Genomic DNA, 16469 nt, shown 5'->3' on the forward strand with positions numbered 1-16469 from the left:
GCAGTGTGCCCGGTTCAGATTCGCTCGAACGCGATCAGATGGTCGGCTTCGACCCGGACCGGAACATGCTCCCCCAGGTGGAAATCAAGATGACTGCGGAACAGGGCCTCGAATTCGGTGTCTTCCGAGCAGCGGAAGCGGTAAAGCGTTGAGGTGCCGGCGAAGGTCTTTTCCACGACCCGCGGTTTAAGGTCCGACTCGGCATCGTAAACAATATCATCGGGTCGAATCAGCACGTCTACCAGTGTACCGGGCGTCCACTTATAGGCCCGGTTGCCACAGATCACCCCCAGCTCCGATTCGATAGTATCCGGACCCAGGGTCTTGCCCGGTATGAATCCACCCTGGCCGACAAAATTTGCCACAAAGCGATTGGCGGGCTCGTGGTAAAGGTTATAGGGCACATCCCACTGCTGGATGGAGCCAGCCTTAAGAACCGCCACCTGATCACACATGGCGAATGCCTCCTGCTGATCGTGGGTTACCAGGATGGCACTGATGCCAAGGGTCTTAAGAATTTCCCGGACGTCCAGGCTCAGCCGGCGACGAAGGTCTGCATCGAGACTGGAGAATGGCTCGTCCAGCAGAATCAGCGTGGGTTCGGGGGCCAGTGCACGTGCCAGCGCCACACGCTGCTGCTGCCCGCCGGACAGCTCATGGGGGTAGTTTTCGGCAAGATCCTGCAGATGAACAAGCTGAAGCAGTTCCATGACCTTCCGGCGCTTCTCGTTGCGGTTTTCATTGCGCAGGCCAAATCCGACGTTTTCGGCAATTGTCAGGTGCGGAAACAGGGCGTAGTCCTGGAACACCATGCCGATACGCCGTTTTTCCGGAGCCAGCGTGCGGCCGGGGAGGCTGATGGCGTTTGATTGCAGGCGGATCTCGCCTGTATTGATGGGCAGAAAACCTGCCAGTGCCCGCAGAATGGTGCTTTTCCCGCATCCGCTCGGCCCCAGCAGGCAGCCGATGTCGCCGTGGCTAAGGGCAAAGCTGACGTCCGTCACTACAGAGCCGTCGCCATAGCCGCAGGAGAGATTGTTTACTTCCAGCAGCCAGTCGGTAGGCTTTACCAGGCTTTCAGTCATCCAGTCAGTCCAGTCGATTGAGTATCAGGAACTCGAGCAATGCTTTTTGCGCATGCAGGCGATTCTCGGCTTCGTCCCAGACCACGGAGCGGGGGTGGTCCATCATGTCTGCAGAGATCTCCTCGCCACGATGGGCCGGCAGGCAGTGCATGAACAGAGCGTCCTTGTCTGCCAGTTTCATCAATTCCGGATTGATCTGATAGTTGCGAAAAGCCTTCTGCCGGGCTCTCTGCTCGTCCTCCTGGCCCATGGACGCCCAAACGTCAGTAACCAGCAGGTCTGCACCTTTGGCCGCTTCGGCGGGGTCACGAACAATTGACACCTGCTGACCCTGGTCCTCAATCAGGCTGCTGTCCGGCTCATAGCCTTCCGGGCAGGCCACGCGGAGGTTGAATCCGAACTGCACGGCCGCATTGATATAGGACTGGCACATATTATTGCCGTCACCGATCCAGGCCACGGTGCCACCGCGGATACTGCCGCGATGTTCGCGGTAGGTCTGCATGTCGGCTAGCAACTGGCAGGGATGGAAATCATCCGTGAGCGCGTTGATAACAGGAGCTCTCGAGGCTGCCGCAAAGTTCTCGACGGTGCTGTGGGCGAAGGTGCGGATCATCACCGCGTCCACCATGCTGGAAATCACGATGGCAGAATCCTCGATGGGCTCTCCACGGCCGAGTTGGGTATCGCGGGGAGACAGGAACAGGGCCGCGCCCCCGAGCTGTGTCATGCCTGCTTCAAAGGAAACCCGGGTACGGGTGGAGGATTTCTCGAAGATCATGGCCAGAACGCGGTTCTTCAGGGTCTCGCGCAAGGTGCCATGGCGCCACTCGTTGCGGAGTCGGGTGCCGTGATCCAGCAGTTGCTCGAGCTCATCAGAGCTGAGGTCATTGAGTGTGAGAAAGTGTCTTGCTGCCATGCTATGGCCCTTAGTTGATCGATAACCCTGTGTCCGAGTTCCGGTGCGTGTTCGTGTTACAACCGGCCCGCAGAGGTCATTGTCCTGAAACAACAATACGCCAGCGGGCGGCGAAGGCCGCACTGGCGGGAAAGTAAGACGGGGGTTGCCTGGCTTCCTGGAAGGCAGGGGCTCAAGTCTAGCCCGTCAGGGTTCTGAAGACAACGCCGCCGGTCACGTGGTTGTGCTGGATCAATGTCGGTGTTTGGTGGCAATGCCGGTACGTGTACAATGGGGCCAGTCGGGTAACCGCAAGGCCCATCCCGTTTCAATGAGAGGTAAGTGCAATGGATATCAACGAAACCATTAAGAGCCAGCTTGAAGAAAACCCCATTATCCTTTACATGAAGGGTACGCCGCAGGCGCCACAGTGTGGCTTTTCCGCCAAAACCGTTCAGGCCCTGATGGCTTGTGGCGAGCGGTTTGCCTTTGTGAATATCCTTGATAATCAGGAGTTGCGTGAAGGGCTGAAAGTCTACTCAAGCTGGCCAACCTACCCGCAGCTTTATATCAGCGGCGAGCTTGTCGGTGGTTGCGACATCATTCTGGAGATGTCCGAGAGTGGTGAACTGGCCGAGCAGGTCAAGGCAGCCGTCAAGCAGGCCGAAGCCTGAAAATCCGGTTTCGATAAGCGCTTCCGGGGCAACGATCAGTTCAACCCCGGAAGCGCCTCCGCACGGGACGACCGCTTATCCCGTCTTGCTCCGCAGACTCCCTACAACGGCGTCCAGGGCCCGGTCGATCAGCGCCCCCTGTTCAAGAACAGTCAGGCGCCCCCGCCGCATCTCGTGAGCGAGATCGGTCCGGGACTTCTCGATAACCTTCAGCCCCATGCGGTTAACAAAGACGAAACACTCTGCTTCTTCGATAATGGCGGACAGCTTGCAGCGGAAGCTGGCGCCGTTCACCAGATTGAACTCCACCCAGTTGCCAATCTCTATTTCATCTATCTGTGCCACATACTCGGCGATTGCTGCATCCTCCAGCTCCTGCTGCCGTTGTATGGCGGTCTGGTGATTGACCGGGTCGTCCTCATCCTCGGCTTCCGGCGCTGGAATGTCCTCCATGGCTTCGGCAAGCGCATTGGCGCGGAACGCTTCGGTCAGCTCATGCTTGAGATCCGACATCATTTCATCCAGTCTGGATGAATTGTAGGAAACTTCCTCAAGACCGGCCCTGAGGGACTTCAAAAGCCCGGGCACAACGCGGACCCACTGGTCACGCTCCTCGTCGTCCTGATGGGGGTAAAGGCACCATATCAGGTCGTCCACAACCCGAACGGTCTGCAGCCAGCGATGTTCCACGTCGTCCCGGAGATAGGCCAGAAACATGACCCGGCTCCAGCCGTTCAACAGAATATTCCGGACCGGTTCCTGCAGCTTGTAACGCGCCAGCTTTTTCTGCAGTAGCTGATCCACTGTTTCCTGCGCCTTCTGGGATTTGATACGGCCACGTTCCGATTCCCGGGTACGCTGTTCCACCAGGGAAGACTTGCGGTTTTCCCGGGCCAGAAACTGTTCAAACTCATCGCCCAGGGTTGCGAAAAGGGTCACATCACCGTCGAATTCATTCAGGATACGGGCGACAACGGCATGGATCTGCTCGTAAAGTTTATCCCGGGTTTTCTCGTCGCTCTCGCTCCAGCCGATGCCGGCACGGGCAAGTGAATTAAGCAGTCGGCGGGCCGGGTGGCTGGCTTTGCTGAAGAACGTTCTGTCCTTGATTACCACCTTGAGGATGGGAATCTGCAGGCGACTGATCAGCACCTGGACAGGCGCTGACAGGTTATAATCATCAAGAATGAATTCGAACAGCATGGAGACCAGGTTAATCAGGTCCTCGTCCATTTCATTCAGCGCTGGCTTCTTGCCATCGCTGGTGGTTCCGGCCTGGGCAAGCAGTTGCTCGACCACCTGGTACAGATCGACAATCACCGGCTCACCGGAGCTCAGGTTACCGCTGACCTGCTCACCCCGGGGTTGCTGGGGGAGCGCCCCCAGCAGGTTGGCGAGTTCTGCGCCGCCAATCACATGGACGGTTGGGTCTGAAGCCCTGGGCGGGATGCCGGCATTGGCGCGTTGATGGGCGAGCATTTGCCTGATCTGCTCGAACATGGCGCCTTCATGATGCCCCTGCTGACCGCCCGAGGCAGAGGTGCTCTGATCGGCGGGCTGTTCCGCCGCCGGACCCTGTGCAGAGGGGTCATGTTGCTCGCCGGCCGTACCATGGTACCGGAAATTTGGAATGACGCCGGCCTGAATCAGTATGCGATTGGCCTCATCGAGCAACATGCCCAGGTTCGATACCACGTAACGGTCAAACTGCTTGAGCAGGATCAGACGCTCGCGGATCTGGATCTCAAGGGCCTGGATGGCCTCAACAAAGGCACTGCACAGGTGTTCAGGCGCCATGGGGTTGACTGGTATTTCTTCGCTTGCGCCAGGGTAGACGACACTGAATCGGGTCTGCAGCTGAAGCAGCGGGCCCTGAAAATGGACCTTGGACTTGGTAATCATCGCGTTCAGGGCAACCTGTTCTTCCAGGTCGTCATCTCCCACCAGCGACAGGCTGTCGGGGCTGGTCTGATTGGCGAGGCTTTCCTCGGCTGTCACGGTACCGCTACGGGGTGGGTTCGCAAACAGCTGGGCAACTGCATTCTGGAAATGGCGTTCAACGCCCTTCCGTTTGATACGGATTTCGCGCATGGCTTCAAAATAGCGGTTCTGCTCGTTATTGCTCCTGGCATTGTTTGCCAGCTCGAACAGCGAGTCATCAACTGCGTCAAATGCACCCTGCAACAAATCTCCCAGTCCGGCAACAACAGTGTCACGAATACGGACCACCTGTGCAGGTACGGGGTTTGAACTCCCAGCCTCCCGGTGCTCGCGGAGATAATGTATGCCGGACTGCTTATTCATGGCCGACTCCTGTGTACGCCTCAACCGGATACATGACCGAGCTTACAACCGTGTTTATTATTTATAAGTTAAATCTACCTCATTTTAACACTTGGTAACATGACCAAATGCTAACAGAGTCGTTAAATAAAAAATGCCGTGAGACCCGATGGTCTCCCGGCTTTCAGAGGATCCTGTCGGCTGGTGTCAGCTTACATACACCGGGCCGATGCCCACACTCCAGATCACCACGGTAATGGCGAGCAGGCCGACAAACATGACCAACCCGACGGTCAGTACGGCGGTGGCAAACATGAAGCCGCGGTCTTCCGGTATTTTCATCAGTATCGGCAGCCCCTCGTAGAGGAGGTAGACAGCATAGGCAACGGCAATAAGCCCCACGATCATGTTTACCCAGATGTTGGGATATACCGCAATAATGCCCAGCATAAACACCGGTGTGGCGGTGTAGGCCGCCAGTGTGATTCCTCTCGGAGTGCTGTCTTTGACCTCGTAGGTGGCCGCAAAAAAGTCAATGAAGCGCCCGATGATAAATATGCCTGCGAGCATGGCTCCGTAGAAGAGTACGGAAAGCTGAAGGGCGCTGGTGGATGTCAGCCTGATCACCTGGCCGTCACCAATCTGCCAGCCAACCTGGGTGCTGCCGTAGAAACCGGCCAGTGCCGGGATTAGTGCCAACAGCAGAACGTGACCGAAGTAAAGCTTGCCGAGGGATTCCGGCTCGTTGCGAATGGCTTCCCATTCGCGATCCGGATGCGTAAGCAGACCCACCGTATGGGTTAGACTCATGGACATACTCCTGTTAATTATTGTTTTGTTGTACATCTTCAGTCTTGGCGGGAACGGCCGTGCGGTCAAGGGGAAAGATTAAATTTTGATCTTTCTAAAGATATTCCTGTTATAACTCGATGATCTAGCTGGTCGCGCGCTTTTTCCGTTTCTTGGGGTGAACGATGGCAGCCTTGACCACGTTGTCCTTGATCTGCAGGACTTCAACCCGATGGCCGCCGACTTTCAGGCAGACGTTGGTTTCCGGAATGTTTTCGAGGGTTTCGGTGATCAGTCCGTTGAGAGTCTTGGGGCCGTCAATCGGCAGTTTCCAGCCCAGGGCTTTGTTGATGGTCCTGACGGCTGATGTGCCATCGATAATGAAAGTGCCGTCGTCCTGGGGAATGATGTCCGGGCTTGTGGCGGCGTAATCGGTGGTAAACTCGCCGACAATCTCTTCCAGTATGTCCTCCAGGGTGGCCAGGCCAAGAACTTCCCCGTATTCGTCCACCACGATGCCGAAGCGTCGCTTTTGCTTCTGGAAGTTGATCAGTTGGGTGTTCAGTGGCGTGCTTTCCGGAACGAAGTAGGGCTCCCGGCAAAGCTGCATCAGCATGGTCTTGTTGATGTCATCCTGTAGCAGCAGTCTGGAGACATTACGCAGGTGAAGCACGCCCTGTATGTTGTTGATGTCGCCTTTGAAGACTGGCAGCCGGGTATGTTGGCTGCTTCTCAGTTGGCGCAGGATGGTGTCCAGGTCGTCCTCAAGGTCAATGCCGACCACTTCGTTTCGGGGGACCATGATGTCATTAACGGTTACCTTTTCGAGGTCGAGAATGCTGACCAGCATGTCCTTGTGCTTCGCCGGAATCAGTGCCCCTGCCTCGTTGACAAGGGTCCTGAGTTCTTCGCGGCTGAGGTGTTCGTTGGCAACGTCGTTGGCAGATACGCCGATAATTTTGAGAATGGCGCCGGTGAACAGATTAACGGCCCAGACTACCGGGTACAGGATTTTTAGCAGCGGGCCCAGTACATGGCTGGCAGGAAAGGCAATTTTCTCCGGGAACAGCGCCGCGAGGGTTTTGGGTGTTACTTCAGCAAAAATCAGTATGACAATGGTCAGCAGCACGGTGGCAATGGCAATGCCTGCGTCGCCCCAGATCCGTATGGCGATAACCGTGGCAATGGCGGAGGCAAAAATGTTGACGAAATTGTTGCCAATAAGGATGACGCCGATCAGCTGATCCGTGCGGTTCAGCAGTGCCTGGGCCCGTTTGGCACCCTTGTGGCCGGTCTTGGCCATATGCTTCAACCGGTAGCGGTTGAGCGACATCATGCCGGTTTCGGAGCTTGAAAAAAATCCGGAGAGTACGATCAGTCCTACCAGGATGATGAACAGCGCGGTAAGCGATGTCTCGTTCAAGTCGGGGTATCCTTATGTGGCTGACAAGTAGCGAAAATAGGCGGTCGGGGTTCGGGGTGTCAAGTACTGGCCCCACGAATGGAGGTCGGTTCAGCCGCCTCGATGAAATACCATCTCAAGGGCAAACTTGCTGCCATAGAAGGCCACCATCAGCAGGGCGCAGCCCGCCAGCGTCCATCGGCTGGCTGTGATGCCACGCCATCCACGGGTATAGCGCCCTGTCAGCAATGCCAGGAAGACAACCAGAGACAGCAGCGAGAACACGGTTTTGTGAGCCAGGTCCTGGGCAAAGATATCGTCGATAAAGACGGCGCCGGTAACAATGGCCAGCACCAGCATCACTACCCCCGCCCAGACCATTTCAAACAGCAGGGATTCCATGGTCTGCAAAGGCGGCAGGTTTCTGATCAGTATGCTGTTGTAGTTGTGTTTTAACTGGCGGTTCTGCAGGTACAGCAACGCCGCTTGTATGGCCGCGAGGGTGAACAGGCTGTAGGCTGTAACCGACAGCGCAATATGGGAGAGCATGCCGTAGCTGTATTCGGGGACCAGGCGGGAGGATGAGTGGGTGATCAGTCCCATGACGATGGTCAGGGCTGCAATGGGATAAACGCCAAGGAAGAGGCTCTGGACCGGCTTGCGAAGGTTGAGGCCGAGCAACAGGAAGACAATCAGCCAGGAAATCAGCACCGAGCTCTGGAAGAATCCGAAATTGAACCCGCCTTCCCGGTGAACTGTCTCGGCGATCAGAAGACCGTGGGCGGTCAGTGCCAGCATGCCGATGAGGGTGGTAATTGCAATATTGGTATGCACCCGGCCTCTGAAGCTGAGCGCCTGCAGAGCAGTGCCGATGCTGTATAGTAATAACGAGGTGACCGCGAGAATCAGCGTTCCCATGACTTCCTTTTAACCACTCTCTGTCTGGGGGTCGGCGGGGTTTGACGCCGATTTGACCGGGCTGGTCGTTTCAGGGCGATAGTCTGGTTATAATGTCGCGATTATGCAACAGGAATCAAGGAACCTGATCGGGTTCCCGTGATTCATGCACTCCATTAATTCGGGTACGGAAGAGCAACATGTTTGAAAACCTCCAGGACCGACTCTCCGGCAGTCTGCGCAAGATATCAGGTCAGGCGCGGCTGACCGATGACAATATAAAGGAAACGCTGCGCGAAGTTCGCATGGCGCTTTTGGAGGCGGACGTTGCCCTGCCAGTGGTCAAGGCGTTTATAGAGGGCGTACGTCAGCGGGCCATTGGCCAGGAAGTTCAGCGCAGCCTGAGCCCGGGGCAGGTATTCGTGAAAGTGGTCCAGCAGGAGCTGGAGCGCGTGATGGGGGACGGCAACGAGTCCCTCAATCTGGCGGTAGCGCCGCCGGCGGTGATCATGATGGCGGGTTTGCAGGGTGCGGGTAAGACCACCACCGTTGCCAAACTCTCCCGATTCCTGAAAGAGCGGCACAAGAAATCGGTGATGGTGGTGAGTGCCGACGTATATCGTCCTGCGGCGATACGTCAGCTGGAGACCCTGGCCGGGGAAGTCGGGGTAGAGTTCTTCCCCAGCTCCGCGGACCAGGACCCTGTTGATATTGCCAACGGAGCGATGGACGCCGCCCGCAAGAAACACATTGATGTGGTTATTCTCGATACCGCGGGACGTCTGCACGTTGACGAACAGATGATGGGTGAGATTGGTCGCCTGCACAAGGCGGTGAACCCGGTTGAAACCTTGTTCGTGGTGGATGCCATGACGGGTCAGGACGCTGCCAACACCGCCAAGGCGTTCAACGATGCACTGCCGCTGACCGGTGTGGTTCTCACCAAGACCGATGGTGACGCACGTGGTGGCGCTGCGCTGTCAGTGCGGCACATTACCGGCAAACCGATCAAGTTCCTGGGTGTGGGGGAGAAGTCCGATGCCCTGGAGCCCTTCCATCCCGACCGGGTGGCGTCACGGATTCTGGGAATGGGGGATGTGCTTTCCCTGATCGAGGAAGCCGAGCGCAAGATTGATCAGGAAAAAGCCCAGAAGCTGACCAAGAAGATCAAGAAAGGCAAGAGCTTTGACCTTGAGGACTTCCGCGACCAGTTGCAGCAGATGAAAAGTATGGGTGGCATCGGGGGCCTGATGGACAAGCTGCCGGGTATGGGGCAGATGGCGCAGATGGCCCAGCAGCAGGTGAACGACAAGTCCATGGGTCAGATGGAGGCCATCATCTGCTCGATGACCCCGAAAGAGCGCCGTTACCCGGATGTGATCAACAACTCCCGCAAACGCCGCATTGCGAGCGGTTCCGGTACCCAGATCCAGGATATCAACCGGCTGTTGAAGCAGCACAAGCAAATGCAGAAAATGATGAAGAAATTCGGCAAGAAAGGCGGAATGGCTAACATGATGCGCGGTCTTGGCGGTATGATGCCGCCGGGCGGAGGAGGTGGCGGAATGCCGCCCCGTGGGCGTATGTAGAAACCGGGATGTATTCCCTGTTTTCTTTGGCGTTCATTTAGCATAGAATAGCGCCCCTTTCGAGTATGGGTCTTCGCGCCGGCCTTGGTTTGGCGGGTGTGAATCGTACAAAGTTCGTTCAACAGAACAGGATATTGGTCGAAATGGTAATTATCCGTTTGGCTCGTGGTGGCTCCAAGAAGCGCCCGTTCTACCATCTGACAGTGACAGACAGCCGCAAATCCCGCGACGGTCGTTTTATCGAGCGCGTCGGTTTCTTCAACCCGGTCGCCCGCGGCCAGGAAGAGCGCCTGCGTATTGATCGCGATCGCATTGATCATTGGCTGGGCCAGGGCGCACAGACCAGCGAGCGCGTCGCTCAGCTGCTGAAAGGCGCTGCGGCACAGTAAGCAATAACGTTTAACGTCCGGGGTTCGAATATGGCTCAGCATTCGCAGGAAACTGTGATCGGTCAGATTACCTCGGTGTTTGGGGTTAAAGGGTGGCTCAAGGTTTTCTCTTTTACCGACCCCAAAGAAGGCATACTGAATTACCGTGACTGGACGCTGGTCCACGATGGTAAGCGTATTCCTGCAAAGCTTGAGGAAGGTCGCCGGCAAGGCCAGGGGATCGTCGTCAGGCTGAAAGGTATTGATGATCGTGAAGTGGCGCGCAGCTACTGTGGTGCCGACGTTATAGTGTCTACCGAAGAGTTGCCGGAGCTTCCTGAAGGGGAGTACTACTGGCATCAGCTGGAAGGGCTGGACGTATTCACGGTTGAAGATGAGTGCCTGGGCAAAGTGCACCATCTGATAGAGACAGGCTCCAACGATGTCCTGGTGGTGAGGGCGACCGACGCCTCCATTGACCAGCGCGAGCGGCTGATTCCCTATCGCCCGGACCAAGTGGTGCGGAGCGTGGACCTGGCCAGCTCGCGCCTGGTAGTAGACTGGGATCCGGAGTTCTGACGGGTGTGGATTGGCGCAGTCAGTCTGTTTCCCGAGATGTTTGCTGCGGTGACAGATTACGGGATTACCGGCAGAGCGGTTCGTGAGGGTCTGCTGACCTTCAGGGTCTGGAATCCTCGGGAATTTACCCATGATCGTCATCGCACGGTTGACGATCGGCCCTACGGCGGCGGCCCCGGCATGCTGATGAAAATTCAGCCACTGCGGGATGCGGTTCAGATGGCTAAAGAATCGGCACCCGGAAAGGCCTGCGTGGTTTATCTCTCTCCGCAGGGGGAGCCGATGAATCAGGGAGTAGTCGAGTCGCTGGCGGCAGAGGACAGCCTCATCCTGATCGCCGGACGATACGAGGGTGTCGACGAGCGCCTGATTTCGGCGGAAGTCGATCGGGAAGTTTCATTGGGAGACTTTGTGCTGTCCGGTGGCGAACTCGCGGCTATGGCTGTTATTGATGCGGTTGCACGCCTCATCCCCGGAGCGCTGGGTCATGCGCAGTCGGCAGAGCAGGACTCCTTTGCTGACGGTTTGCTGGATTGTCCGCACTACACCCGGCCCGAGGTCTACGAAGGTCAGGCGGTGCCGGATATTTTATTGGGCGGTCACCATGATCAGATCCGGCGTTGGCGACTGAAGCAGTCGTTGAGGCGAACCCGGGAGCGACGCCCCGACCTGCTGGAAAAGCGGGTTTTTACGGACGAAGAGCGTGAGCTGCTGGAAGAGATTTTAAACGAACCGGGTGCCTCTGAATCATCAGGGCATTAAAAGATTGGGTATCAGGAGCACTAACGATGAGCGGTAAGAACAACATCATCAGTCAGATTGAATCAGAGCAGATGACCAAGGAAATCCCTGCCTTTGCGCCGGGTGATACCGTGGTTATCCAGGTCCGTGTAACCGAAGGCAACCGTGAGCGTCTGCAGGCGTTCGAAGGCGTGGTTATCGGCAAGCGCAACCGTGGCATGAACTCTTCCTTCACCGTACGCAAAATTTCCTACGGTGTTGGTGTCGAGCGTACCTTCCAGACCTTCTCGAAGCTGATCGACAGCATCAGCGTGAAGCGTCGCGGCGACGTTCGTCAGGCCAAGCTTTACTACCTCCGCGACCTGTCTGGCAAGGCGGCTCGCATCAAGGAAAAGCTGGGCTGAGCAGCAGCGGTTTGCTGATTACAGTTCGTCGAAAAGGCAGCCACTGGCTGCCTTTTTCGTGTGCATTCGCCGGACCTGCGTCGGCGCGGTCCGCCTCGGGTAAGCTGTCATGAGCCGGAAAACCACAACGCGGGCCGAATTGCGACCCCATGACGAGGGTGTCATCCTGCGGTTTACCGATGCCGTTTGGCTTGAGGACGGATTGGGCGAAAATACCCGTCAAGCCTACCGCAGCGACCTTGAGCGCCTGGCGGCCTGGTTGCGGGAGCAGCCGGGTAAACCCTTGCTGACAGAGGTGCGGCGCACCGATTTACTGGCATGGATATCCCGCGGATTGGCGGACGGCTTCAAGACCTCCACGGCCGCCCGCCGCCTCTCAGGTCTGCGCCGCTTCTATCGCTATCTTCTGCGTGAGGGGGTGATTTCCGAAGACCCGACGCTACGCATCGACAGTCCGAGGCTCCCCAGGAGGCTGCCGGATTCCCTGTCCGAGGAAGATGTGGATAATCTGCTGGCGGAACCCGACCCCGGGGTTCCCATTGAGCTTCGCGACAAGGCCATGATGGAGATTCTGTATGGTTGTGGTTTGCGAGTCTCGGAATTGGTAGAGCTGAGTGTTGATGAAGTTAATCTGCGTCAGGGTGTGGTCAGGATTATCGGCAAGGGTAACAAGGAGCGTCTGGTTCCCCTGGGTGAAGAAGCCATCGACTGGCTGCTGCGGTATATGAAGGAAGGGCGGGGCGAGCTTCTCAAGGGGCGACCCTGTGATGCGCTGTTTCCCGGAAACCGACCCGCCGCGATGACCCGGCAGACCTTCTGGCATCGGATCAAACACTACGCTGCCCGGGCGGGAATCCACAAGCATCTGTCACCCCACACCCTGCGCCATGCCTTTGCGACCCATTTGCTGAATAATGGTGCCGACTTGAGGGTCGTGCAGATGCTGCTGGGCCATTCCGATCTGTCCACTACACAGATATATACCCATGTAGCGCGCCAACGCTTGCAGTCACTGCACCAGTCCCATCATCCACGGGGCTAGTGCCCCGTCTGGTTAGGCGGCAGCGATAGGCCTTGTTACACTGAACTTTCTGTTGCGGGCAGTGTCGCATCAACGCGGCGGGAAACCCGTTGCCCTGATAACTGAACTCCCTCTGAGCCCAGGAAACCGGAAACCGATATGTTGACCAAGAGCCTGTTCAAGTACTGCCTGCTGTTTGCCACCGTTGCCCTGGCCATGGCCGCAACATCAACCCTGCAAGCGGGTGAGATCGAGGATACGATTGCTGAAAAACTGACGGCAGCCGTTCCGGGTCTCAAAATCTCGGAGATCCGCAAGTCGGAAGCTGAGGGCCTGTACGAGGTCTACAGTAATAACGGTGACACCATTTTTACCACCGCTGATGGCCAGTACATCCTCACCGGAGATCTCCTGAAAGTGACCGACAATGGCATCGCCAACGTCTCCGAGCAGAGAAGGGCGACACAAAGGGCCAGGACAATGGACGAGTTTGGTGACAGAGGGGTGATCAGTTATGCGGCCAAGGGGCCGGAAAAAGCCTCGATTGCCGTGTTTACCGATATTGACTGTCCCTACTGCCGCAAAATGCACGACGAAGTGCCACAGCTCAATGAAATGGGTATTACCGTTCATTATTATGGTTTTCCCCGCTCCGGGCCCAACACGCCTTCATTCCGTAAATACATTTCTGTCTGGTGTGCCGATGACCAGCAGGCAGCCATGGATGCCGCCAAGCAGGGACGCAGTGTGCAGGAGCGGAGCTGTGAAAATCCGGTCGCGGAGCAGTTTCAGCTGGGCGGCCGGATCGGTGTGACAGGTACCCCGGCGATTGTGCTGGATGACGGTAACATCGTGCCTGGTTACGTGCCGGCAGAAAAACTGGCTGAAGGCCTGGGGCTGCTCTGATAGTCTACCGGTCTGACGCTCTGCCTGTTGTATCGGTCAGGGCTTATTCGGGCGCACGTTAACCGTTATACTGTCGCTCCCCACAGCAACCCATCGGGAACAGAGGTGAAAGCTTGAAAGACGTTAATGTCGGAATCTGCGGACTGGGAACGGTCGGTGGTGGTACGTTCAACGTACTGACCCGAAACGCTGGCCTGATCAAGGGCCGGACAGGTTTCAATATCCGGATTGCCAGGGTGGCGACACGCACCCCCCGCAAGGATATTGATCTGGGTGATATCCCGTTCAGCACCGACGTGTTCGATGTGGTGAATGATCCGTCTGTGGATATTGTGGTGGAACTGATTGGTGGCTACGATACTGCGCGGGAACTGGTGTTGGCAGCCATCAAGAATGGCAAGCACGTGGTGACCGCCAACAAGGCCCTGATAGCGGTCCATGGCAATGAGATCTTCGAAGCCGCCGCCAAGGAAAACGTGATTGTTTCCTACGAGGCGGGTGTCGCCGGCGGGATTCCCGTTATCAAGGCGGTTCGTGAGGGCATGGCGGCCAACCGGGTCGACTGGATCGCCGGCATCATCAACGGCACGGGTAACTACATCCTGACCGAAATGCGCGCGGGCCGCGAATTTGCGGAGGTGCTCAAAGAAGCCCAGGATCTGGGTTATGCAGAGGCCGATCCCACCTTTGACGTGGAGGGCATCGACGCCGCCCACAAGCTGACCATTCTGGCCTCGGCCGGGTTTGGCGTGCCGCTCCAGTTCGAAAAAGCCTATACCGAAGGGATTTCCGAGATTACTCCCTACGACATCGCCCATGCCGAAGTTTTGGGGTATCGCATCAAGCATCTGGGTATTGCCCGGCGGCGCGATGAGGGCATCGAACTGCGCGTTCATCCGACACTGGTTCCCCGCAGTCACCTGATTGCCCAGGTCGACGGCGTACTGAACGCGGTGCTGGTGGATGGCGATGCGGTCGGCCAGACCATGTATTACGGCCCGGGGGCTGGTGACGAGGCCACTGCCTCCGCGGTGATTGCCGATATTATCGATGCGGCCCGCTCCGTCGCTGCTGAAAGCAACCAGCGTGTGCCTTACCTCGGTTTTGAGCCGGCGGCCATGGAGGATCTTCCGGTGCTGTCCATGGAAGATGTCCAGTCAGCCTATTATCTGCGTATCCAGGCGCTGGATCGCCCCGGTGTGCTGGCGAAAGTAGCGTCCACGCTCAGCGAACACGGCATCAACATCGAGTCCATCATGCAGAAGGAATCCGAGCTGAAAGACGGCCGTATTCCGGTGATCATTCTGACCCACACGGTTCAGGAGCGCCAGATCAACCGCGCCATTGAAGAACTGGAAGCCCTCAGCGACATCGATGGCAAGGTCGTTCGCATTCGTGCCGAAAACTTTAACTGACAGGAACGCAAGGTGAGATACATCAGTACACGGGGCAAAGCTCCCGCCCTGGGCTTTGAAGATGTCCTGCTGACAGGCCTGGCCACCGACGGTGGCCTCTATGTCCCGGAATCCCTGCCTCATTTCAGCCTTGAAGAAATCCGCAGTTGGCGTGGGCTTTCCTACAGCGAGCTGGCCTTCAAGGTAATGCATCCGTTCGTGGACGATGCCATTCCTGCGGAAGATTTCCGCAGAATGCTGGATGAGACCTACGGTGATGTGTTCACCCACAAGGCGGTTGCGCCACTGGTTCAGTTGGACACCAACGAGTGGGTCATGGAACTGTTCCGTGGCCCCACCCTGGCCTTCAAGGATTTTGCCTTGCAACTGCTGGGGCGTCTGCTCGATTACGTGCTGGAGAAGCGTCAGCAGCACGTGGTGATCATGGGGGCAACGTCCGGCGATACCGGTTCCGCAGCCATCGAAGGTTGTCGTCGCTGCAAGCACGTCGACATCTTTATCCTGCATCCCCACGAGCGTGTTTCCGAAGTGCAGCGCCGCCAGATGACCACCGTGAAGGGTGACAACATCCACAATATCGCGGTGCGTGGCAACTTTGATGACTGTCAGCGCATGGTAAAATCGAGTTTCGGTGATCAGTCTTTCCTGGGCGGAAAAACCCAGCTTGCCGCAGTGAATTCCATCAACTGGGCCCGGATCATGGCCCAGATTGTCTATTATTTTCACGCATCCCTGGCCCTTGGTGGGCCCGACCGCAGCATGGCATTTTCAGTGCCAACCGGTAATTTCGGCGATATCTTTGCCGGTTACCTGGCCAGGAAAATGGGGTTGCCCATCTCCCAACTGGTCATTGCCACCAACCGTAACGACATCCTGCACCGATTCATGAGCGGCAACCGTTACGAGCAGCTGCAGCTGGAGCATACCCTGTCGCCGAGTATGGACATCATGGTGTCCAGTAACTTCGAGCGGCTGCTGTTTGATCTGCACGGGCGTGATGGAATCGCTGTCAAAGAGCTTTTGGAAAACGCCTCCAGGGGGCCGGTGAGTATCGAGGAATACCGCTGGAAAAATGCCCGCAAGCTGTTCGACAGCGATGCGGTGGGCGACGAGGACACCACCGACACTATTCGTGAAATCTTCGAGCAGAACGAATACCTGCTGGATCCGCACACTGCCATTGGTGTCCGGGCGGCCCGAAACTGTCGTCGGGATTTGGCCATTCCCATGATTACCCTGGGTACTGCTCATCCGGCCAAGTTCCCGGATGCGGTGCTGCGTTCCGGGGTCAAGGCCGAGCCCTCGCTACCGCTGCACATGGCGGACCTGTTCGAGCGGGAAGAACAATACACCGTGCTGGATAACGACCTGCCTGCAGTGCAGGACTTTATCGCGAAGCACTGGAAGAATACCTGACC

16 protein-coding genes are annotated in these 16469 nt (G+C 57.1%); 10 read left to right on the plus strand and 6 right to left on the minus strand.

The window, feature by feature from the left end; translation table 11 throughout:
• Positions 1-14 precede the first annotated feature (14 nt).
• Both DIT71_RS12035 and argF read right to left on the minus strand, forming a co-directional pair.
• Positions 15-1085, minus strand: a complete 1071-nt coding sequence (locus DIT71_RS12035; RefSeq protein WP_114613471.1) for an ABC transporter ATP-binding protein — start codon at positions 1083-1085, stop codon at positions 15-17.
• Between the two features lie 4 nt (positions 1086-1089).
• The gene (gene argF, locus DIT71_RS12040; protein WP_114613472.1) at positions 1090-2004 is read right to left on the minus strand and encodes an ornithine carbamoyltransferase; all 915 of its coding nucleotides are present in this window, start codon (positions 2002-2004) and stop codon (positions 1090-1092) included.
• A 326-nt stretch (positions 2005-2330) separates the two neighbouring features.
• On the opposite strand from argF, the gene grxD reads away from it, so the two are divergent.
• A complete protein-coding gene (gene grxD / locus DIT71_RS12045; RefSeq protein WP_114613473.1) occupies positions 2331-2657 on the plus strand; it encodes a Grx4 family monothiol glutaredoxin in 327 nt (108 codons plus the stop codon).
• Positions 2658-2732: 75 nt separating this feature from the next.
• Here the strand turns inward: grxD and DIT71_RS12050 are convergent, their stop codons facing one another.
• The 4 genes from DIT71_RS12050 to DIT71_RS12065 form a co-directional block, all read right to left on the minus strand.
• Positions 2733-4961 (minus strand): DUF1631 domain-containing protein, encoded by a 2229-nt coding sequence (locus DIT71_RS12050; protein ID WP_114613474.1) that lies wholly within the window; start codon positions 4959-4961, stop codon positions 2733-2735.
• 186 nt (positions 4962-5147) lie between these two features.
• Positions 5148-5750 carry a Yip1 family protein gene (locus DIT71_RS12055; protein ID WP_114613475.1) on the minus strand — a complete coding sequence of 201 codons (603 nt, stop codon included), beginning with the start codon at positions 5748-5750 and terminating at the stop codon, positions 5148-5150.
• Between the two features lie 124 nt (positions 5751-5874).
• Positions 5875-7152: an HlyC/CorC family transporter gene (locus tag DIT71_RS12060; protein WP_114613476.1), complete on the minus strand. Its 1278-nt coding sequence runs from the start codon at positions 7150-7152 to the stop codon at positions 5875-5877.
• A gap of 90 nt (positions 7153-7242) precedes the next feature.
• Positions 7243-8049 (minus strand): cytochrome C assembly family protein, encoded by an 807-nt coding sequence (locus DIT71_RS12065; RefSeq protein WP_114613477.1) that lies wholly within the window; start codon positions 8047-8049, stop codon positions 7243-7245.
• 179 nt (positions 8050-8228) lie between these two features.
• On the opposite strand from DIT71_RS12065, the gene ffh reads away from it, so the two are divergent.
• The 9 genes from ffh to thrC all read left to right on the plus strand — a co-directional run bounded on the left by ffh (position 8229) and on the right by thrC (position 16467).
• A complete protein-coding gene (gene ffh, locus DIT71_RS12070) occupies positions 8229-9617 on the plus strand; it encodes a signal recognition particle protein (RefSeq protein WP_114613478.1) in 1389 nt (462 codons plus the stop codon).
• Positions 9618-9760: 143 nt separating this feature from the next.
• On the plus strand, positions 9761-10006 hold the full coding sequence (rpsP, locus tag DIT71_RS12075) for a 30S ribosomal protein S16 (protein WP_114613479.1): 246 nt from the start codon (positions 9761-9763) through the stop codon (positions 10004-10006).
• 30 nt (positions 10007-10036) lie between these two features.
• Positions 10037-10564, plus strand: a complete 528-nt coding sequence (gene rimM, locus DIT71_RS12080; RefSeq protein ID WP_114613480.1) for a ribosome maturation factor RimM — start codon at positions 10037-10039, stop codon at positions 10562-10564.
• Between the two features lie 3 nt (positions 10565-10567).
• Positions 10568-11326, plus strand: coding sequence for a tRNA (guanosine(37)-N1)-methyltransferase TrmD (gene trmD / locus DIT71_RS12085; protein ID WP_114613481.1), 759 nt, complete (start codon positions 10568-10570; stop codon positions 11324-11326).
• Positions 11327-11352: 26 nt separating this feature from the next.
• Positions 11353-11709: a 50S ribosomal protein L19 gene (gene rplS, locus DIT71_RS12090; RefSeq protein WP_027831200.1), complete on the plus strand. Its 357-nt coding sequence runs from the start codon at positions 11353-11355 to the stop codon at positions 11707-11709.
• 109 nt (positions 11710-11818) lie between these two features.
• Complete coding sequence (xerD, locus tag DIT71_RS12095) at positions 11819-12751, plus strand: site-specific tyrosine recombinase XerD (protein WP_199491006.1); 933 nt, start codon at positions 11819-11821, stop codon at positions 12749-12751.
• A gap of 195 nt (positions 12752-12946) precedes the next feature.
• Positions 12947-13636, plus strand: coding sequence for a DsbC family protein (locus DIT71_RS12100; RefSeq protein ID WP_406565110.1), 690 nt, complete (start codon positions 12947-12949; stop codon positions 13634-13636).
• Positions 13637-13749: 113 nt separating this feature from the next.
• Positions 13750-15051: a homoserine dehydrogenase gene (locus tag DIT71_RS12105; RefSeq protein WP_114613483.1), complete on the plus strand. Its 1302-nt coding sequence runs from the start codon at positions 13750-13752 to the stop codon at positions 15049-15051.
• Between the two features lie 12 nt (positions 15052-15063).
• On the plus strand, positions 15064-16467 hold the full coding sequence (gene thrC, locus DIT71_RS12110; RefSeq protein ID WP_114613484.1) for a threonine synthase: 1404 nt from the start codon (positions 15064-15066) through the stop codon (positions 16465-16467).
• Positions 16468-16469 lie beyond the last annotated feature (2 nt).

It is taken from the genome of Marinobacter vulgaris (assembly GCF_003344045.1).
GTDB lineage: Bacteria > Pseudomonadota > Gammaproteobacteria > Pseudomonadales > Oleiphilaceae > Marinobacter > Marinobacter vulgaris.